Origin of the sequence: Halostagnicola sp. A56 (assembly GCF_000691505.1) — an archaeon.
In the GTDB taxonomy this organism is placed as follows: Archaea; Halobacteriota; Halobacteria; order Halobacteriales; family Natrialbaceae; genus Halostagnicola.
Map to the genome: position 1 here is coordinate 172,755 of NZ_JMIP02000020.1, position 19,102 is coordinate 191,856.

At 63.3% G+C, this 19,102-nt stretch carries 18 protein-coding genes and 1 pseudogene; 15 read left to right on the plus strand and 4 right to left on the minus strand.

The features are described from left to right. Window positions 1–157 precede the first annotated feature (157 nt). From glpK to EL22_RS11960, 3 genes are all read left to right on the plus strand, one after another. Window positions 158–1,699 (plus strand): glycerol kinase GlpK, encoded by a 1,542-nt coding sequence (gene glpK, locus EL22_RS11950; RefSeq protein WP_050051716.1) that lies wholly within the window; start codon window positions 158–160, stop codon window positions 1,697–1,699. A gap of 3 nt (window positions 1,700–1,702) precedes the next feature. Continuing rightward, a complete protein-coding gene (locus tag EL22_RS11955) occupies window positions 1,703–2,776 on the plus strand; it encodes a hypothetical protein (RefSeq protein ID WP_050051717.1) in 1,074 nt (357 codons plus the stop codon). A gap of 328 nt (window positions 2,777–3,104) precedes the next feature. After that, the gene (locus EL22_RS11960; RefSeq protein WP_050051718.1) at window positions 3,105–3,785 is read left to right on the plus strand and encodes an HAD-IIB family hydrolase; all 681 of its coding nucleotides are present in this window, start codon (window positions 3,105–3,107) and stop codon (window positions 3,783–3,785) included. Between the two features lie 235 nt (window positions 3,786–4,020). Here the strand turns inward: EL22_RS11960 and EL22_RS18515 are convergent, their stop codons facing one another. Continuing rightward, entirely contained in the window at window positions 4,021–4,191 is a 171-nt protein-coding gene (locus EL22_RS18515) for a hypothetical protein (RefSeq protein WP_156184117.1), read from the minus strand. A gap of 334 nt (window positions 4,192–4,525) precedes the next feature. Here EL22_RS18515 and EL22_RS17240 point away from each other — a divergent pair, with 334 nt between their 5' ends. Beyond that, a complete protein-coding gene (locus EL22_RS17240) occupies window positions 4,526–4,852 on the plus strand; it encodes a hypothetical protein (protein ID WP_231587944.1) in 327 nt (108 codons plus the stop codon). Window positions 4,853–4,866: 14 nt separating this feature from the next. On the opposite strand, the gene EL22_RS17245 is transcribed toward EL22_RS17240, so the two are convergent. Then, on the minus strand, window positions 4,867–5,028 hold the full coding sequence (locus tag EL22_RS17245; protein ID WP_156184118.1) for a hypothetical protein: 162 nt from the start codon (window positions 5,026–5,028) through the stop codon (window positions 4,867–4,869). 14 nt (window positions 5,029–5,042) lie between these two features. On the opposite strand from EL22_RS17245, the gene twy1 reads away from it, so the two are divergent. The 4 genes from twy1 to EL22_RS11985 all read left to right on the plus strand — a co-directional run bounded on the left by twy1 (window position 5,043) and on the right by EL22_RS11985 (window position 8,658). Then, window positions 5,043–6,020 (plus strand): 4-demethylwyosine synthase TYW1, encoded by a 978-nt coding sequence (gene twy1 / locus EL22_RS11970; RefSeq protein WP_050051719.1) that lies wholly within the window; start codon window positions 5,043–5,045, stop codon window positions 6,018–6,020. A 205-nt stretch (window positions 6,021–6,225) separates the two neighbouring features. Further along, a complete protein-coding gene (locus EL22_RS11975; protein ID WP_050051720.1) occupies window positions 6,226–6,930 on the plus strand; it encodes a DUF120 domain-containing protein in 705 nt (234 codons plus the stop codon). Further along, on the plus strand, window positions 6,930–7,625 hold the full coding sequence (gene ribB / locus EL22_RS11980; protein ID WP_050051721.1) for a 3,4-dihydroxy-2-butanone-4-phosphate synthase: 696 nt from the start codon (window positions 6,930–6,932) through the stop codon (window positions 7,623–7,625). Before EL22_RS11975 ends, ribB begins: the two co-directional genes overlap by 1 nt. Window positions 7,626–7,728: 103 nt before the next feature. Then, window positions 7,729–8,658 (plus strand): branched-chain amino acid transaminase, encoded by a 930-nt coding sequence (locus EL22_RS11985; RefSeq protein WP_050051722.1) that lies wholly within the window; start codon window positions 7,729–7,731, stop codon window positions 8,656–8,658. Window positions 8,659–8,988: 330 nt separating this feature from the next. Here the strand turns inward: EL22_RS11985 and EL22_RS11990 are convergent. Continuing rightward, window positions 8,989–9,663: pseudogene (locus EL22_RS11990) on the minus strand (DUF502 domain-containing protein); the annotation flags it as partial. 278 nt (window positions 9,664–9,941) lie between these two features. On the opposite strand from EL22_RS11990, the gene EL22_RS11995 reads away from it, so the two are divergent. Continuing rightward, on the plus strand, window positions 9,942–10,487 hold the full coding sequence (locus EL22_RS11995; RefSeq protein WP_050051723.1) for a CDP-2,3-bis-(O-geranylgeranyl)-sn-glycerol synthase: 546 nt from the start codon (window positions 9,942–9,944) through the stop codon (window positions 10,485–10,487). A 56-nt stretch (window positions 10,488–10,543) separates the two neighbouring features. Here EL22_RS11995 and EL22_RS12000 read toward each other — a convergent pair whose 3' ends face one another. Next, the gene (locus EL22_RS12000; RefSeq protein WP_050051724.1) at window positions 10,544–11,173 is read right to left on the minus strand and encodes a hypothetical protein; all 630 of its coding nucleotides are present in this window, start codon (window positions 11,171–11,173) and stop codon (window positions 10,544–10,546) included. A gap of 203 nt (window positions 11,174–11,376) precedes the next feature. On the opposite strand from EL22_RS12000, the gene EL22_RS12005 reads away from it, so the two are divergent. The 6 genes from EL22_RS12005 to EL22_RS12030 all read left to right on the plus strand — a co-directional run bounded on the left by EL22_RS12005 (window position 11,377) and on the right by EL22_RS12030 (window position 18,795). Continuing rightward, window positions 11,377–13,392 carry an ABC transporter substrate-binding protein gene (locus tag EL22_RS12005; protein ID WP_082146763.1) on the plus strand — a complete coding sequence of 672 codons (2,016 nt, stop codon included), beginning with the start codon at window positions 11,377–11,379 and terminating at the stop codon, window positions 13,390–13,392. 30 nt (window positions 13,393–13,422) lie between these two features. Continuing rightward, window positions 13,423–14,379: an ABC transporter permease gene (locus EL22_RS12010; protein ID WP_050051725.1), complete on the plus strand. Its 957-nt coding sequence runs from the start codon at window positions 13,423–13,425 to the stop codon at window positions 14,377–14,379. A 6-nt stretch (window positions 14,380–14,385) separates the two neighbouring features. Then, window positions 14,386–15,402 carry an ABC transporter permease gene (locus EL22_RS12015; RefSeq protein WP_050051726.1) on the plus strand — a complete coding sequence of 339 codons (1,017 nt, stop codon included), beginning with the start codon at window positions 14,386–14,388 and terminating at the stop codon, window positions 15,400–15,402. After that, window positions 15,402–16,745: an oligopeptide/dipeptide ABC transporter ATP-binding protein gene (locus EL22_RS12020; protein WP_050051727.1), complete on the plus strand. Its 1,344-nt coding sequence runs from the start codon at window positions 15,402–15,404 to the stop codon at window positions 16,743–16,745. Before EL22_RS12015 ends, EL22_RS12020 begins: the two co-directional genes overlap by 1 nt. After that, the gene (locus EL22_RS12025; RefSeq protein WP_050051728.1) at window positions 16,738–18,111 is read left to right on the plus strand and encodes an ABC transporter ATP-binding protein; all 1,374 of its coding nucleotides are present in this window, start codon (window positions 16,738–16,740) and stop codon (window positions 18,109–18,111) included. The genes EL22_RS12020 and EL22_RS12025 overlap by 8 nt, the downstream gene beginning before the upstream one ends. Window positions 18,112–18,258: 147 nt before the next feature. Beyond that, window positions 18,259–18,795: a hypothetical protein gene (locus tag EL22_RS12030; protein ID WP_050051729.1), complete on the plus strand. Its 537-nt coding sequence runs from the start codon at window positions 18,259–18,261 to the stop codon at window positions 18,793–18,795. Window positions 18,796–19,102 lie beyond the last annotated feature (307 nt).

Sequence of the window (19,102 nt, forward strand, 5' to 3'; positions counted from 1 at the left end):
GAGGCTGCCTCATCAATCGCCTGTACCGGATATCAGTTCGATATCGATCCGTCGGACTTTGAGTATGCACGGAAACATTTATCACGATCGTAGATATTGTTTACCACTAACACGCGATCATCGATAAACAATCGCGTGACTTCCAGGGTGACTACCAGTGACAGATCCGACATACGTTGGCGCAATCGATCAGGGAACGACCGGCACGCGGTTCATCGTCTTCGACCACGGCGGACAGGTCGTCGCGAACGCGTACGAGAAACACGAGCAGATCTATCCGGAACCCGGCTGGGTCGAACACGACCCGATGGAGATCTGGGACGCGACCAAGAGCGTCGTGACGACGGCGCTCGGTCAAGCGGGGATCAGCCCCGACCAACTCGAGGCCATCGGCGTGACCAACCAGCGCGAGACGACGCTGCTCTGGGACGCCGACTCCGGCAGACCGGTCCACAACGCGATCGTCTGGCAGGACCGGCGCACGACGGACCGGGTCGAACAGCTCGAGAGCGAGGGGATGGTCGAGGAGATCCGCGAGAAGACGGGCCTCGAGGCCGACGCCTACTTCTCCGCGACGAAAGCCGAGTGGTTGCTCGAGAACGCCGACCCGATCAAACTCGAGCGAAGTCGACCGGAGGACATCCGCGACCGCGCGGCAAACGGTGAGGTGCTTTTCGGCACCATCGATAGCTGGCTCATCTACAACCTCACGGGCAACCACATCACCGAGGTGACAAACGCCTCGCGGACGATGCTGTACAACATCCACGACCTCGAGTGGGACGACGACCTCCTCGCGGAGTTCGGCGTCCCCGAGGAGATGCTGCCCGAGGTTCGACCCTCGAGCGACGACCAGACCTACGGCGCGACGGATCCCGACGGCTTCCTCGAGGCGGAAGTGCCGGTCGCCGGCGCGCTCGGCGACCAGCAGGCTGCGCTGTTCGGCCAGACGTGTTTCGACGCCGGCGAGGCCAAGAACACCTACGGAACGGGCTCGTTCTTCCTCATGAACACCGGCGAGGAGGCCGTCGAGAGCGATCACGGCCTGCTCACGACGATCGGGTTCCAGCGCTCGGGCGAACCGGTCCAGTACGCCCTCGAGGGCTCGATCTTCATCACCGGCGCGGCGATCGAGTGGCTCGAGGATGTCTCGCTCATCGACGACCCCGCGGAGACCGCGGAGTTGGCCCGGAGCGTCGATTCGACCGACGGCGTCTACGTCGTCCCCGCGTTCACGGGACTGGGTGCGCCCCACTGGGACCAGCGTGCGCGCGGGACGATCCTCGGCATGACCCGCGGCACTCGCAAGGAACACATCGTCCGAGCGACCCTCGAGTCGATCGCCTACCAGACCCGCGACGTCGCCGAGGCGATGGAAGCCGACTCGGGCATCGAGATGACCTCGCTCAAGGTCGACGGCGGCGCGGTGAAGAACAACTACCTGTGTCAGTTACAGGCAGACATCATCGGCTCCGAGATCTCGCGGCCGGTCGTCGACGAGACGACGGCGCTCGGATCGGCCTACGCGGCCGGCCTCGCCGTCGGCTACTGGGACGACGTCGAGGGGCTGCGCGACAACTGGCAGGTGGATCGAGAATTTGAACCGGAGATGAACGCCGACGCGGCCGACCGGATGTACGCTCGGTGGTCGGACGCGGTCGATCGATCGCGCGACTGGGCGCGGGACGGGGAGGAGTGAGCCATGAACGGACTGGTACTTCAGGTTCCGATACTCGGCATGGAGTTCGAAGCGTTCGCCGTCCTGCTCATCGCGGCGCTCGCCGGCGGCGCGTTCGGTGCCGCACTCGGCGCGCTCCCCTCGTTCGTGTTCACCGGCTTCGTCGTCTTCCTTGGCGAGGGGCTCTTGATCCTCGAGGGAGCGATCGGCGGCCTCGACGTCGTTCCCTCGGGCGAACTCGCGACGGGCGTCACCGGGACGATCGGGTTCGGCCCGGTCACCGGCCCCCACATCGCCTTCGCCGGCGGCGTCGCCGCGACCGCCTACGCCGGGCGGAAGTATCCCGAGATGGAACCCAACGATTGGGACTACCACTTCGGGAAGGACATCCTCTACGCGTTCGGCACCAAACCCGACATCCTCGCGGTCGGCGCGGTCTTCGGCGCCCTCGGGATGCTCATCACGCGGGGAATGGACGGCGTCGGCTTCCCGACCGACAACATCGCGCTCTCGGTCGTTGCGACGGCGTTTCTGGCGCGACTCGCGTTCGGGTACCCGATCGTGGGTCGAGTCGGCGGCTCGAGTATCCTCGACATGTCGCCGTTCGAGCGCGAGGAAACGCGCGTGGCCGCCGACGGCGGGACCGAGAGCGACCGGCTGGCGACCGAACCCTGGCTCCCCCACCAGTACGAGTGGGCCGGCGTGACCGCCATCGGGATCGTCGGCGGGCTCCTCGGCGGGTTCATCTGGCTCGAGACCGGCAGCATCTTCCTCGGCTACGCCATCTCGGCGATGAGCCTGCTGTTTCTCAACCTCGGCGTCGAGAAGATCCCCGTCACCCACCACATCACGCTGCTGGGGTCGACGGGCGCGGTGATCGCGGCGGCGGCCATCGGGAGCGAGCCCATCGTGTTGCTCGTCGCCGGCGCGTTCGGCGCGATCAGCGCCCTCATCGGTGAGCTGTCCCAGCGGGTGTTCTACTCGCACTCCGGGACGCACGTCGACCCGCCGGCGATGGCCATCGCGGCGTTCATGTTCGTTCTCGGGGTGCTCTATCTGGCCGGGCTCCTGCCTAACGCGGGCTATCTCGGTCTGTAGCCGAACCGGGATTCGAGTCTCAGTTTTCTCTCCACGATTTCGGTAGCGAGTCGAACTGTCCGTGACACTTCGGTACGAGAAACCGGCGTACAGTGGCGCGCGCTGTGTCGCGGCGAACGAACGTGAGTCGCGACACGAATATGCGCGAGGGATGAGCGAGTGAAACGAGCGAATCGGCTGGGGAGGATGTGGAAATTCCCGTTGCCACGATAGTAGAACGCCTGGCTTCACTCGAGTCCCTTCTCGAATCGAGTCTCTGATACCACACCGCGAGCGCGAGCACACCCGAACCGACCCCTTTAGGTCGCTCAGCCCTCGAGTGACGGCCATGACCGCCGATCCACCGCTGGTTCTCGACATCGACGGCACGCTGACCCGTCCCGAAGGGTGGGGGATCGACCCCCGAATCTTCGACCCGCTTCTCGAGTGGGACGCGCCGATCGTGATCGCGACCGGGAAGGCCTTCCCCTATCCCGTCGCGCTCTGTCACTTCGCCGGGATTCCGGAACTGGTCGTCGCCGAGAACGGCGGCGTGGTCTACACCGGCGACAACGTCTTCTTCACCGCAGACCGCGAGGCCGCCGAGGCCGTCGCGCGGGAGTACGAGGCCGCGGGCTACGGCCTCGGCTGGGGGCCCGAAGACACGGTCAACCGCTGGCGGGAGACGGAAATTGCCGTCCAGTACGACCAACCCGTTGAACCGCTTCGGGCGATCGCCGCCGACTACGGACTCGAGGTCGTGGACACGGGCTACGCCTACCACGTCAAGGACGCGGCACCGAACAAGGGAGAGGGCGTTCGAACGATCGCCGAACACACCAACGTCGATCTCGGTGAGGCCGTCGCCGTCGGCGATTCCGAGAACGACGTCTCGACGTTCGAGGTCGTCGACCGATCGTTCGCCGTCGCCAACGCCGACGCAGCCGCTCGAGCGGCCGCCGATGAGGTTCTCGCGGACGCCCACGCGGACGGGACGCTGGCACTGTTCGAGCGAATCCAGTCCGCTTGAGCCGCGACTTTTCGTTCCTCTCGCCCGGTGTGTCCCCATCGGTCGGGGCGTCTTCAGATCGTCCGAGGAGTCCCCATCGATCGGAACGTCTTCGGATCGTTCGAGAGACGCTCCCATCGATCGGGATGCCTTCCCACCGATCGGGGTGCGCGTGAACGCTCGAGTAATAACGTATTACGCCGAATTCGCCCCTTCAATACCGTTTTTCGAACCGTTCGATCGGAGTAATCCGATACTACCTGTTTTTCTTTTCGCGCACGACCGATCCCACGACCTCGAGTCCGTAGTCGGCGGCGCTATCGCTCGCCGGGCCGGCTCTCCCGCGGTTATCATTCGCCGTCCGATCGTCGCGAGACGCTCGTTGCCCGGCCACCGCCAGGGCACTCACCGAGACCCACTGTACCACCGTACGCGTCCAACGCCCTCCTGTGTGTACTCCCGGCGCTCTCTCGCATGCCCCCGGCTCTCATATCACCCGCGCGCGTACCCACTCGAGCGAGCGCGCCGGTTGACAATCCTCGATTGTGACGGCGCGCGTCGCCCGTCGCGCCGGCGCGTTCGACCGCAGCGGTGATAGACTCCGACCCGAAACCGGTCATTGTAGTTAATGTAGAATACTGCCGTTGCCGGCGTTAGCAAGCGCTCTCCGGCGGAAACACTCAATCCCTATTGAATATATTCACAACTAGCACCTTCTGAATCAAAGGCTATATTTACTCGCCATCCAGTACCTTGAGTCGATGATGTGGCAAGACTTCGTGTTCATGATTGGAAGTTCGCTTTCGATCGTCTTTCTCGCGCCGACGCTGCGCGACGTCAGCGCTCGCGTTCCGCTGGGGACGAGTGTCCCGTCGATGCTCGTCGGAGGGACCTACGCGTTCACGTTCTCGACGCTCGGCATGACGTTTTCGGCGCTCGGGGCGATGGCGACGACGATAATGTGGTCGTTAATCGCGACGTATCGCTCGCCGGACGACACCGCTCCCGTTCGCGGCTCGATTTCCAAGGCGACGCTATTCGCTCAAGACGCCTGGAACGCGGCGAAACGCCGACCGCTGTTTCCGTAAGGCAGTAGCCGTTCTCAAGCCAGACGATAGTTGCTCGGAGCCGTTCGCTCGTCGGACGACCGTCGATAGAGGCCGTACTCGAGTCCGCGCCTGACCTTCTCGAGTCCGCGCGTGACTCCCTCGAGCGAGGGTCCCGTGGCGGTCCGACCGTCACCACACGTCTTTTGTCCCGGCACTGCGATGCTCGCCCATGAGCGATTCAGACGAGACACTGCAGGTCTCCGACCCCGACTACCACAGCGAGAACCACACGGCCGCCCAGACGTGTGGCTGGACCGCGAACGCCCTGCGCGGGGAGGGCAAGTGCTACAAGAACATCTACTACGGAATCGAGTCCCACCGCTGTATCCAGATGACGCCCGTCGTGCGCTGTAACGAACGTTGCGTCTTTTGCTGGCGCGATCACGCGGGCCACGCCTACGAACTCGACGGCGTCGAGTGGGACGATCCCGAGGCCGTCGTCGACGCCTCGATCTCCCTCCAGAAGAAACTCCTCTCGGGCTTCGGCGGGAACGAGAAGGTCCCCGACGAGGTGTTCGAGCAGGCGATGGAGCCGCGCCACGTCGCCATCTCCCTCGACGGCGAGCCGTCGTTGTACCCCTATCTCCCCGAACTCATCGAGGCGTTCCACGACCGAGATATCACCACGTTCCTCGTCTCGAACGGCACTCGTCCGGAAGTCATCCGCGAGTGCGATCCCACCCAGCTGTACATCAGCGTCGACGCACCCGAACGCCACACCTTCGATCAGGTCGTTCAGGCGATGGAAGACGACGCCTGGGAGAAACTGCTCGAGACGATGGACGTCCTCGCCGAGAAAGACGAGACGCGGACGGTCCTGCGGACGACGCTGATCGACGGCGAGAACATGCACAGTCCGGACCTCTACGCGGCGTACTACCAGCGGGCCGATCCGGACTTCATCGAGCTCAAAGCGTACATGCACGTGGGCCACTCCCGCGGCCGACTCGACCGCGATTCGATGCCCGATCACGAGGAAGTCGTGGCGTTCGCCGAGGACGTCAAAGAGCACATGCCGGAGTTCACGGAGTGCAAGGGCGTCCCCGCCTCGAACGTCGCCCTGCTCTCGAAGACCAAAGACACCTGGGTGCCGAAGCTCAAGAAAGACAGCGAGTTCTGGGCGGACGACCCGCTGGCGGGCGACTGATCGCTTTTCTGTGATTTGCTGGGAGACGAGCGGATCGAACGTATCTGGATGACACTCTCATCGGTCCGAGGTGAACACCAGTGGCCTTTTGTCCGTGGTGTCCCGATATGAGCTACTGCGAATAAACGCTCGCAAACTCCATCTCAGTTCTGGGTTGCATTCCATATCCGATATGCTTTTATGCGCACCGATCGAAATCTCGGCCATGTCACCGGCAACCGAATCCGCGGTCGGGCACGACGAACTCGCGGTTCTCAAGCTTCTCGCGCTCGAGGGCGGACTCTTCGGCGACGTGAAGATTTCCTGTTCTGCGCTCGCCGATCGGCTCGACGCCTCGAACCAGACCGCTTCGCGGCGACTCCAGCGACTCGAGAGCGCGGCCTTGCTCGAGCGCGAAACCGTAAGCGACGGCCAGTGGGTCGTCGTCACCGACGAGGGCGAACGCATGCTCCGAGCCGAGTACGAGGACTACCGTCGCATCTTCGAGACGGGCGCGGAGGTCGAACTCGAGGGGACGATCACTAGCGGGATGGGCGAGGGACGCCACTACATCTCGCTGCCCGGCTACCAGCGACAGTTCGAGGAGCGACTGGGCTACGACCCGTTCCCCGGAACGCTCAACGTCGACCTCCGCGAGGACAGCGTTCGACGCCGCAGCGCGATGTCGTCGCTCGAGCCCGTCCCGATCGACGGCTGGGAGGATGACGATCGGACCTACGGCCCGGCGGTCTGCTATCCGGCAACCATCGAGACGGCTGACGGCGAGACCTACGAGACGGCACACACGATCGCGCCCGAGCGAACGCACCACGACGACGACCAGCTCGAGGTTATCGCCCCCGACAAACTTCGGGAGGAACTCGACCTCGAGGACGACGATCACGTGACGGTGTCCGTGGGTGATCGGTGATGCGGACGGAGACCGGATCCGGAACGGAGACGCTCGAGTCGACGCGCACCGAGAGCGAGTTCCGGCGTGCCCTCGAGTCGTTTCGCTCGGGCGAGCCGGTCCTCGTCCACGACGCCGCGGACCGCGAAGGCGAGACGGATCTCATCTATCACGCGGACGCCGTCACTCCCGACGCCGTCGCTCGCTTGCGCAACGACGCGGGCGGACTCGTCTGCGTCGCGCTTTCGAACGACGTTGCCGACGCGTTCGACCTGCCGTTTTTCACCGACGAGGTCGACCATCCCGCGGCGGCCGATCACGAACTGGGCTACGACGAACGCTCCTCGTTTTCCTTTACCGTCAACCATCGGGATACCTACACCGGGATCACGGACAGCGATCGATCGACGACGATTCGCGCCCTCGGGGAGGCCGCCGCCGAGCCGTCGGCGACCGACTTCGCGGCGGAATTTCGCGTCCCCGGACACGTCCACCTCCTCAGGGCCGCCCCCGACCTGCTCGCACAGCGGGAGGGCCATACCGAACTTGGACTGGCGCTCGCGGACGCCGCCGACCTCACCCCCGCGGTCGTCGTCTGCGAGATGCTCGACGACGAAACGGGCGAGGCGCTGACCCCCGCGGACGCCCGCGCTTACGCCGATCACTGTGACTTCGCCTACCTCGAGGGACGCGACGTGCTCGAGCGCCTCGGCTGAGTTCTGCCGTCGATACGCCTCCGATAAGCTCCCACAGTCGGTCGATCACGCGAGTCGATCCAAACCGCGAACGTTCATTACGGAGCGTTGCGTCTGCCCGCGTATGGGATTCGACGAGATGGACGTCGACACGATCTGGATGGACGGCGAGTTTGTCGACTGGGACGACGCACAGATTCACGTGTTGACACACGGACTTCACTACGGCAGCGGCGTGTTCGAGGGGGCACGCTGTTACGACACCGAAGAGGGGCCGGCTATCTTCCGCTGGGACGAGCACCTAGAGCGACTGTATCAGTCGTGCAAGCCCTACGAGATGGAGATCGACCACTCTCGAGCGGAACTGACCGAGGCGACCGTCGAACTCATCCAGCGACAGGATCTCGCGTCGTGTTACATTCGCCCGATCGCCTTCTACGGCTACAACTCGCTGGGTGTCAGCCCCGGCGACTGCCCGACCAGAACCGCCATCGCCGTCTGGCCGTGGGGGGCCTACCTCGGCGAAGACGCCCTCGAGAACGGCATCGAGGTGATGATCTCCTCGTGGCGAAAACACGCCTCGAGCCAGATTCCGACGAACGCGAAGACGACGGGGTTGTACGTCAACAGTATGCTCGCCGGCGAGGAGGCGCGCCGAAACGGCTACGCGGAAGCGATCGTGCTCAACAAGGAAGGCGACGTGGCGGAGGGGCCCGGCGAGAACCTGTTTATGGTCCGGGATGGCGAGCTCTACACGCCGGGTCTGTCCGAATCGATTCTCGACGGCATCACGCGCGATACAGTCATCACGCTCGCTGAAGACCTCGGTTACACCGTCCACGACACCGTCTCGATCTCACGCGGTGAACTCAACACGGCGGACGAACTGTTCTTTACTGGCTCTGCTGCGGAAGTGACCCCCATTCGGAAAGTCGACAACGTCGTCATCGGCGACGGCACTCGCGGTCCGGTGACCGAAGAGCTTCAGTCGAAGTTCTTCGAAGTCGTCGAGCGCCGAACCGACGAGTACGACGAGTGGTTCGATTACGTGTAGGTACGCGTGTCGATACGGGTTCTGGAATATGCCGTACAAAACCGTCGTTTCTCGAGATTCGCCCGTTTCGAGTCTCGACGCGAATCAGTCGCTCTGATCCGGCGTCCCGTCGCCGTCGGTGGTCTCAGATCGAGCGTCACCGCTGGTGGAGTTTTGCTCTTCACTGCTTTCGGTCTGTTTGCTCACCGTCTCTTTGACCTCCGAGGTCTGTTTCTTGACGCTCTCTTTGACGTCTGCGGTCTGCTTGCTCACGGTCTCTTTGACCTCCGAGGTCTGTTCGCTCATCGATCGCTTCACCTCGGCGGTTTGCTCGTTGACCGACTCTTTCACCTCGGAGACGCGCTCGTCGACGACGTCGATAGGGACGCCCGCGTCTATCCGACGATCGTTCTCCGCGTCGCCGAAGCCGGCGCTCAGAACCCGCGTCAGTGCATCCTCGACGTCCTCGTCGAGTTCGTCGACCCGCTCCGGCTCGACCTCGACGACGAATCCCGTCGTGATGTTCGGGGAAGTCGGCAAAAAGAGTACGATGCGTCCATCATCAGTCTCCTTTCCCGTCTTGAACGCTGTCATCCGGAGTCCGTCCCAGGTCTCGAGTTTGACCGGTTTCTGCAGCGACTCCTGTTCGCCGAACGCCGTTTCAGCGGCCATCTTCGAGGCGTTGTAGACGACCCGCAACACCGGGACGCGGTTCGCGATGTCGTCGACGACCCGTTCGAAAAGACCGCCGACGGTGGTCCGCATCAGGTAACCGATGGAGAACGTGAGGATCGTAAAGACAGTGAGCACGACCAGAACGCGAAGCAATTGGGCGAGCTGCACGCGGGTTTCTTGGGCCTCGGCACTGGTGCCACCGATCAGCCACTCGAGCGCCTCCGGCTCGAGGATCATCCCGGGAACGAAGCCGGCGATGAGTCCGTAGACCCAGTAGATCGCATAGAGTGTCACGAGGATCGGCCCGAGAACTATCAGGCCGCTCGCAAAGTCTCGTTTCCACGAAGCCATGTAGTGATTCTCACACTAGGGGATTAAGAGCCCTTCCCTTTATTGACCCGACTGCGACGAGTCTCGCCGGGATCTCGTCGACCGGCGACTCGAAAACCGAACGAACGCGCGGGTCTCGAGCGATGTGGTCGTTTCCGCAGTCCCACCGATGGAAGTCGAGGATGCTACACCAACACGTGCCGATAGCTGTCACTACGGCATGTGTTGACGGCTATCGCTCCGACACGGCGTGGCGAGAAATCATCACCAATTAAGCGCGGCGGTTCGTTCCGGGGACTATGACACTACTCGAGACGGTCGCGGTCGCGTTCTGGGTGATGTTGCCGGCCTACGTTCCCAACAACGCGGCCGTGCTGGCGGGCGGCGGACGGCCCATAGACGGCGGTCGGACGTGGGGCGACAAACGGGTTCTCGGGGACGGGAAATCCTGGCGCGGAACCGCCGCCGGCGTGCTCGCGGGACTCGCACTCGCCGGCGCGCTCACCGTCGCCGAACCGTCGGTGAGCGGCGCGGTCGGATTCGACCTTCCGGAGTTTACCCCGCTTGCCGCGCTCGGACTCGCCGGCGGTGCGATGCTCGGCGATATCCTCGCGTCGTTCGCGAAACGGCGGACGGGTCGCCAGCGCGGGGCTATGTTTCCCGGCGTCGACCAGCTCGATTTCGTCGTCGTGTCGCTGCCGCTGACCGCGCTGGTGGCTACGGAATGGTTCTTCGAGTGGTTCACGTGGGAGGTCATCCTCGTGATCGTCGTCCTCACGCCGCTTTTGCACGTGGCGACCAACATGATCGCGTACAAACTCGGATTGAAAAACGAACCCTGGTGATCGCGGCCGACTCCCGTTCTATTTTCGCAGGCGAGAATTTTGGCGCGGTATCCGAGCTACTCGAGCGTCGCGGGAATCTCGCTCACCGCATCGGGCAGGTCGTCGGGATCGGACCAGCGTATAACGTGATCGCCGGCGGCCTCCTCGAGCGCGGCCAGGTGGGAGGCGGCCATGCCGTTGTCGTATCTCTCGCGGCGTTCCGACTCCGAGTCGTAGACGCGTTTGAGCAGCCAGAGGACGTCCCTAACATGAGATTGCTGCCGGTAGAGAAATCCGAGTTCCCAGACGTGACCGCCGTCGTAGTCCTCGAGCACTCCGACGACGTGGGTCGCCATTCCGGCAAGGATGTCGAAGGCGGGGACCCACAGTTCCAGTTCCTCGCCGGTGAAACCGAAGTCCTCGAGCCGGAAAGCGGTCGCCGACCGGCGCTCCTCGAGTAAATCACAGACTCGCTGTCGCCGCGCGCCCAGCCCCTCGTCGCCGCCGCGGCCGATCACCAGATATCGATCGTCGGCGCGCCGGAGGGCGGCGAACCGCTCCCCGTGGAGGCGGTTCTTTAGCCGTTCGTGCTGGGCCGGCGTGAGCGAAAGCGACGTTCCGTTCGCCTCGAGGACCGAATCGGCGTCGACGCCCTCGAGATACCCGTCTTCGGGGTCGCTCGAGATGGACTCGTCGGGGTTCGACATACGCCGATAACGAACGACGAACTAATCAATGTTCCCATCAATTGCGATATTAAATTAGCGGTGCTCGAGAACCACTCGAATGCTACTCGAGCACTGTTCTTAGGCAGCTTGAGGAATACTTGAGTAATGATCGAGAAACAACTGAGAAACGATCTAAATTCAGATAGGGTATAGAAGTTAAAACTGAATTGGAGAAATAACAGATGACCTCACAAACTAATTCACGTGAACCGACGCTCGACCGACGCCGCGTTCTCAGCGGAATTGCAGCCACAGGAATCGCCAGTGTCGCCGGCTGTCTGGGCGGCGACGGCGAGGAAGTCGACATCGACGAGGCCTTAGAGCGCAACGAAATCGACATCGACGAGATCGTCGAGGGCGGCACCCTCGAGTTCGCGATCCCGCGAAACGGCATTTCGGACTACGATCAGGCACAGAGCACCCAGGCGGAAGACACGGTCGTACTAAACGCCGTCTACGACGGGTTGTTGAAGATCAACGCCGACGCCGAGGCCCAGCCATGGCTGGCCGCCGAGTACGAAGCCAGCGAGGCCAACGACGTCGGCGTCGTCGACTATCAGGACTATATGATCGAGGTCGAACCCGCCGAAGTCGAAGACGGCGTCCCGGTGTTCGAACTCGAGGACGACGCCAACCTCGTCTTGATGCAACACCCGGACGACCTCCCCGCCGAAGAGGGCGAGGCGATTCGCGTGTTGACCCGAAACGAGGCCGCCGACGCCGTCGCGGACGGCGTCTTCGGCGTCCGGGTCGAGGGGCGACTCCACGAGGGGATCGAGTTCCACAACGGCGAGGAACTCACCGCCGAGAACGTCGTTCGGTCCTACGACAGGTACGTCGGCTCGAACAATCAGGGTCAGTATTACGATAGTTTCCTGCACGCCGAAGCGCCCGACGGGGCCGACGGCTATCAGTTCGAACTGTACGCCCAGGAAGCCGACGCCGCGGCGTTCCTCGAGTTACCGCCCGTGGTGTTCCCCTCGGAGCACTTCGATGTCCCGCCCGGCGAACTCGACCCGCGAATCAACGAAGACCGGGTGCCGATCGGCACCGGCCCCTACGAGGTTGCCGAGTTCGAGGGCGGTCAGGAGTTGCGCCTCGAGCGAACGGACAACTACTGGGTCGAATCGGTCGGCCTCGAGAACATCCCGTGGTATGACGGCCCGAGCGATTTCCCGGCGGGACCCGTTATCGACGAGATCAACATCCGCTTCGTCGAACAGGGATCCGGCCGATCCAACGCGCTCGAGGACGGCAGCATCGATGTCGCCTACGAACTTCCCTCCGAAGCCCGCAACAATTTCCAGACGTCGGACGAGTACGTCGTCTCCGCGACCGAGGCGCTCGGCTTCCAGTTCATGCAGTTCCCCATGGACGACACCGACCCCGGTGGCGCGTTTTCCGAACGAGCGGTTCGCCAGGCTGTAAGCGCCCTTATCCCACGCCAGCAGATCGTCGATATCGTCGCACAGGGATGGGGCGCGCCCGCACAGGTCCCGTTTCCGGAACCCGCGGCCGATCTGGGGACCTCCCAGTCGTACGACGAAATCGTGGATTCGGACTGGTCGTACAACGTCGAACCGAACGTCGACGCCGCCCAGTCGCTTCTCGAGGACGCCGACGTGGAGACGCCCGTTGACGTGGTTCTCGAGACGAACGCCGACGACGAAGCGCGGATCGACAAGGTGCAACTCATCGTCGATCAACTGGACGAGACCGACCTCTTCAACGCCGAGCTCGAAACGCCGGCACCGCTCGGTGACTGGACCGTCGACCTCTATCAGGAGGACGCCCGGACGGACAGTTCCGAGCGCAACGCTCCCGCCGTGATCGGGCTCGCGGGGACGCCGGATCCACACGGGTTCGTCGAAGCGATCACCGACCCCGACAACTACAACGGCTGCTGTAACTTCTTCCTCGCAGAGGGAGTCTTGCCCGAGGATTTCATCGAACAGATGCGCGGGTGTCGGTACGGGGTCGAAGTCGCCGAGGATCAGGACACTCGCAGACAGGCGTACGACGAGTTCTGGCCGGAGTACGCCGACATGATGGCGAATACGATCATCGACTACTCGTTGAACACCGGCACGACGAACACGGATGTCGTCGGATTCAACGCCCATCCCCAGACACAGATGCTGCTGAGTTACGCGCTGTACAACCCCGCAGATGAACAGCTCATCTATCTCGATCGATAAGATGGCGGCGACCGATCTGAGGGCAGACGTATGAGTATGCAACGGTACATCGCACGGCGAATCGTAACCTCCGTCCCGGTCCTGATCGGCGTTTCGATGGTCACGTTCGGGCTCATGCACGCCGCACCGGGCGACGTCGTGAGCCAACTCGTCGCCTCCAATCCCAACGTATCGGCCGCGGAAGCCGTCCGGCTTCGCGAGGAGTTCGGCCTGAACGACCCGATCTGGGTGCAGTACATAGATTGGATGCGGGGCGTCCTGACCGGCGACTTCGGCGAGGTCTACTCCTCGGGTCGGGACGCCGGAGCGGTCATCTGGGCACGATTACCCGAAACGCTCGTTCTCGGGGCGTTCGGCTGGATCTTCGCGATCGCGATCGCGATTCCCAGTGGGATCTACGCGGCGGTCAACAAGGACCAACTCGGCGACGATGTCAGCCGATTCGTCGCGCTCTCGGGGATCTCCGTTCCGAACTTCTGGCTGGGACTCATGTTGATGGCAGTGTTCGCCGTCCAGTTCGACCTGTTTCCCACGCTGGACCCACAGACCGGGTTGTTCTCCCGACAGATGCTCTGGTGGTTGATCCTGCCGGGCGTGACGATCGGAACAGCCGCAGCGGCGAACGTAATGCGGATCATGCGCACGTCGATGGCCGAGGAACTGAACAAAGAGTACGTGACTGCCGCGCGTGCGAAGGGACTCCCCGAACGGACCATCATTCTCAAGCACGTGCTTCGAAACTCGATGATCTCGGTCACGACCGTCGCAGCGTTTCTGACTGCGGGACTCGTCTCCGGGTCGGTCGTGGTCGAAAACGTCTTCTCCTGGCCGGGACTCGGGCAGGAACTCGTCGCGGCGATCCAGCTCAGGGAGATGAATCTGATCATGGGGATCACCCTCTTGACCGGGGTCGTCATCGTACTCGCTAACTTGCTCGCAGACATCGTATACGCGGTACTCGACCCACGAATTAGAGACGAATATTAACAATCTATGTCAACAAAACGAGGACGAATACGGATCTCGGGATTCGAGACCGAACGTATCGAAGAACACGAATCGACGGACGTTCACGGGGACGAGTACACCGAACCGGAAGGGATACTCCACCGGATCGTGAGCCGACTCCTGCGGGATCGACTCGCGCTCGCGAGCATCGTGATCGTCGTGCTGATGGCGGTCGCCGCGCTGGTCGCTCGCCCGTGGACCGTCTTCGGAGTTACCGTCCAACCGCTCTCGCTCGCGCCGTTCGACCCGACGGAATCGGCGGTCGCCGGTCCCCACGAGATGCCGTCCGCGGCCCACCTGATGGGAACTGACCGGCTGGGCCGAGACATCTTCTCTCGAGTGATGATCGGCGGCCGGTACAGCATCTCGATCGGACTCGTCGTGACCGTGATCGCCTCGGTCGTCGGCGTGCTCTACGGCAGCGCCGCCGGGTACTTCGGCGGCCGCGTCGACACCGTATTGATGCGGGTGCTCGATCTGGTGTTCGCGTTTCCCGGCCTCGTGCTTGCGTTGGTTCTCGTCGCCCTGTTCGGCGGCGGGTTCTGGCCGCTCGTCGGCGCGTTCGTGGTGGTCGGCTGGGCGTCGTACGCACGTATTATCAGGGGAGAGATCCTCAAGGTCAAACAGAACGAGTACGTGATGGCTGCGAAAGCACTCGGCGCGCGGGATCGGTCGGTGGTGTTGCGCCACATCATTCCGAACGCGATCGCACCGGTGGTCGTGCAAGCGACGCTCAGCGTCGGCACCGTCGTCATCGGCGTGGCCGCGCTCGGGTTTCTCGGCCTCGGGTTCGACCCCGGAACGCCCGAGTGGGGGACGATGCTCGACGGCGAGCGCGACACCCTCGCGACGGGCGCGGGCGGGACCTGGTACTGGTGGGCAACGGTCTTTCCCGGCCTCATGATCTTCCTGTTCGTCATGGCCATGAACGTCATCGGCGACGCGATCAACGACGCGCTCGACACGCAAGTCGACGATGTCGGCCGTGGAGGTGGCGGCTGATGGCGCTGCTCGAGGTCGAGAGCCTGACGGTGTCGTTTTACACCTCGGAAGGCGTCGTGACGGCCGTCGACGACCTCTCCTACGAGATCGAAGCCGGCGAGAAGTTCGGCGTCGTCGGCGAGAGCGGCGCGGGAAAGAGCGTGACCGCACTGTCGCTGTTGCGTCTCATCGAGAGCCCCGGCGAGATCGAGAGCGGCTCGATCAGGTTCTGCGATGCGGACACCGTCGAATCGCTCGCGGAGTCCTACCCGGACAGCGTCGTCGACGTCGAACGGCTTCGACGCGAGTCGTCGTTCGACGACGTCATCGACCGGCTCGAGCAGCGCGGGGTTTCGGGAGCGGACGTGACGGGCAATCTCGAACACGAGGGAGCTGACTTGCACCAGCTCTACGCCGACGGCGAACTCAACATGCGAAACGTCGTCGACCGGGGGTACGCGGTCGACCTCGGGCTGATCGGCGAAGAGGACTTCATCGTACGCGACGGGGAAACCTGCTACGTCGAACTGCTCCGCGCGCCGGAAGCGGCGGTTCGGCGACTCCGCGGGAACAACGTCGCGATGATATTTCAGGACGCCCAGACAGCGCTCAACCCCGTCTACACCGTCGGCGAGCAGATCGCCGAGGCGATCAGACACCACCTCGACTACGACGACGAGGCGGCGAAGACGCGGGGGATCGAGCTGCTCGATACGGTCGGCATTCCGGACGCCGAAAACCGCTACAGCGACTATCCACACGAGTTCTCCGGCGGCATGCAACAGCGGGCGGTCATCGCCATGGCGCTCTCCTGTGATCCCGACGTGATCATCGCCGACGAACCGACGACGGCGCTCGACGTGACGACCGAGGCGAAGATCCTCGACCTGCTCGAGGAGTTGACCGACGAGTTCGATACCGCGGTCCAACTCATCACGCACGACCTCGGCGTCGTCGCCGAGCTCTGTGATCGGGTGATGGTGATGTACGCGGGCCAACCGGTCGAGAAGTCGCCGGTCGAGGAGCTGTACTACGACCCGAAACACCCCTACACCGTCGGCCTGATGAGTTCGATTCCGCGCATCGGCGACGACCGCGATCGGCTCCAGACGATCCCCGGGACGATGCCCGACCTGATCGAGACGCCGTCGGGCTGTCGCTTCCACCCGCGGTGTCCGTACGCGGAGCGGAGTTGCCAGCAGACCGAGCCCCGACTGGTCGAGTTCGACGACGCCGACGGACGGGGGCGGTCGGCGAAGTGTCTCGAGTACACGGGCGATCTCGAGGGGGGTCTCGACTACAGCGTCACCGTCGAGAGCGAACACGTCCCAAGTGAACGGATTCCGGGTGAACGCAATGACTAACGAGCAGCGGCCGATCCTGCGGTCGACCGGACTGACGAAACACTACGAGAACACCAACGGCTTCGTCGACACGCTACTCGGCCGGTCGGAACTCGTCAAGGCGGTCGACGGGGTCGACCTCGAGTTGTACCCCGGCGAAACGCTCGGGGTCGTCGGCGAGAGCGGCTGTGGGAAGACGACGCTCGGCCGATCGCTCCTTCGACTCATCGAACCGACGGAGGGATCGATCACGTACACCAGACGGACGGAAACCGGCGAACTGCGTGAGATCGAACTCACGGATCTCTCGAGTTCCGAACTGCGGGACCTTCGGACGGACCTCCAGTACATCTTCCAGGACCCGTTCTCGAGTCTGAATCCGCGTCTCACGGTCGGCGACATCATCGGCGAACCGCTCGACATCCACGACATCGCCGATGGCGAGCGACGCCACGAGCGCATTCAGGAACTGCTCGAGACCGTCGGCCTCAATCCGAGCCACGTCCACCGGTACCCTCACGAGTTCTCCGGCGGACAGCGCCAGCGGATCGGCATCGCTCGAGCGTTGGCGGTCGATCCCGAGATCATCGTCTGCGACGAACCGGTGAGCGCCCTCGACGTGAGCGTCCAGGCCCAGATCCTGAACCTGCTCGAGGACTTGCAGGCGGAGTTCGACCTCTCGTATATCTTCATCGCACACGACCTGAGCGTCGTCGAACACATCGCAGACAGAATCGCGGTCATGTACCTCGGCGAGTTCGCCGAGATCGGAACCACCGAGGAGGTGTTCTCGGAGCCGTACCACCCCTACACCGAGGCGCTGCTCTCCGCGATCCCCGAACCGGACCCGCTCTGGGACGGCGAGAAAATCCTCCTCGAGGGGCAGGTCCCGTCCCCGATCGATCCGCCGTCGGGCTGTCGATTCCACACGCGGTGCCCCCGCGTTATCCCGCCCGAGGAGTTCGACCTCGAGCAGTCGGCGTGGCGGTCGGTGCTTACCTTCAAGCTCCGCGCCGAGGACGCAGACGCCGTCGACGAACTCGTGACGATAACCGACGAGTCGGCCCGCGAGGACGTGACGGCGCTCTCGAGGGCGGACATCGACGAACTCGTTCGCTCGGAGTTCGACATCCCGGACCCGCTATCGGACCCCGCCGCCGAGGAACTCCTCGCGAGTTCGATCGACGAGTTGCATTCGGTCGATAGCACCGCCGCCGCGGCGACGCTCGAGGAGCGGTTCGTCTCGCCGTGTGAGACGACCGAGCCGTCGTCCGTCGACCTCTCGCGGACCCACGCGATCGACTGTCTTCGCTACGAGGGCGGGAACGCGAACCGACAGGCGGGAACCGCCGGAGCCAGGCAAGACGAAACACTCGCCGACGACTGAGACGGGATCGAGACGGCCTGGTTGCCAGTCTCGTCCGTCCAACTGTTATCGCCCTCCGATCACGCTCCAATCACGCCGGTATCTCCCCGTCGCAGCCCGTTCGAATCCTCGGAAGGATTTTGCCCCCGGAGCCCCCTCTCACTGGTAATGCGTCGGATTTACGAGTCGAACGCGATCTCTCGGGACGACGATCAGTTCACGCCGTCCGAACGCTCGTCCGCGGCGGAGCCCCAGGCCGCGCGAACGATCAACGGATCGGCCTGGAGCAAGCGCCTCGTCCCCCACCGACTCCGCCGCCGTGCCGTTTCGGTGCGCGTTTCGACGCCGGTGACGACGGTCGCTCCCGAGACAGAGATTCCGTTCACGGTGACGATGAAAAACGCGTTGCCGATCCCGATCACGATCAGAACCCGCTCTCCGATCCGCTGGACGTGGTCGGTCGACGACGCGCCGGAGGCCTCGAGAACGACGCGACGGGAGCCGCCGGACAGGCCGGGCGAACTCCACTTCGACCGCGGCGAACGGCGACAGTTTCGCAGACGGTGGTCCCAGCGGTTCAAAGTATCCGACCGGGAGTGGGAGCCTGCCGACCCGGGCGAGTACACGATCAGCGCGGCCATCAACGTCGACGATCCGGACCGATGGGGCTTGTCCGACGAGACGACGATTCGAATCGAGTCGTGAGAGCTGCCGTCCTCGACCGGCGGCGTCGTGTGTCGTTTTTGACTCGTTTTGGTTTCAACTCGAGTGATCTAGTAAGTGCGTATTCACACGTTCTAGCTAGCAATTTGAATATTAAAATCGGCAGACATTTTTCGGAGGGAGTTGATTACCCCGTATGGTATCCCGCGAAAATTTGTTAACAGCAATTTTCGTCGTTATTGCCCTTCCAACCGCCTACCTCGCTCAAGTCCTACTTGAGTCTGCTAACGTTGGGGAAGATCCCACCTTTGTGATTTCTTTTTCCGTCATAATTTTTGTTGGTGTGTTC

Bases quoted from the DNA above. Each gene is read 5' to 3' on its own strand.
- EL22_RS12000 (WP_050051724.1), bottom strand. From the start codon at position 11,173: ATGTCGAACCCCGACGAGTCCATCTCGAGCGACCCCGAAGACGGGTAT.
- ribB (WP_050051721.1), top strand. From the start codon at position 6,930: ATGCGGACGGAGACCGGATCCGGAACGGAGACGCTCGAGTCGACGCGC.
- EL22_RS11960 (WP_050051718.1), top strand. From the start codon at position 3,105: ATGACCGCCGATCCACCGCTGGTTCTCGACATCGACGGCACGCTGACC.
- EL22_RS11975 (WP_050051720.1), top strand. From the start codon at position 6,226: ATGTCACCGGCAACCGAATCCGCGGTCGGGCACGACGAACTCGCGGTT.
- EL22_RS11985 (WP_050051722.1), top strand. From the start codon at position 7,729: ATGGGATTCGACGAGATGGACGTCGACACGATCTGGATGGACGGCGAG.
- EL22_RS12020 (WP_050051727.1), top strand. From the start codon at position 15,402: ATGGCGCTGCTCGAGGTCGAGAGCCTGACGGTGTCGTTTTACACCTCG.
- EL22_RS12010 (WP_050051725.1), top strand. From the start codon at position 13,423: ATGAGTATGCAACGGTACATCGCACGGCGAATCGTAACCTCCGTCCCG.
- EL22_RS11955 (WP_050051717.1), top strand. From the start codon at position 1,703: ATGAACGGACTGGTACTTCAGGTTCCGATACTCGGCATGGAGTTCGAA.
- EL22_RS12015 (WP_050051726.1), top strand. From the start codon at position 14,386: ATGTCAACAAAACGAGGACGAATACGGATCTCGGGATTCGAGACCGAA.
- EL22_RS12025 (WP_050051728.1), top strand. From the start codon at position 16,738: ATGACTAACGAGCAGCGGCCGATCCTGCGGTCGACCGGACTGACGAAA.
- twy1 (WP_050051719.1), top strand. From the start codon at position 5,043: ATGAGCGATTCAGACGAGACACTGCAGGTCTCCGACCCCGACTACCAC.
- EL22_RS12005 (WP_082146763.1), top strand. From the start codon at position 11,377: ATGACCTCACAAACTAATTCACGTGAACCGACGCTCGACCGACGCCGC.
- EL22_RS12030 (WP_050051729.1), top strand. From the start codon at position 18,259: ATGCGTCGGATTTACGAGTCGAACGCGATCTCTCGGGACGACGATCAG.
- EL22_RS11995 (WP_050051723.1), top strand. From the start codon at position 9,942: ATGACACTACTCGAGACGGTCGCGGTCGCGTTCTGGGTGATGTTGCCG.
- EL22_RS17240 (WP_231587944.1), top strand. From the start codon at position 4,526: ATGATGTGGCAAGACTTCGTGTTCATGATTGGAAGTTCGCTTTCGATC.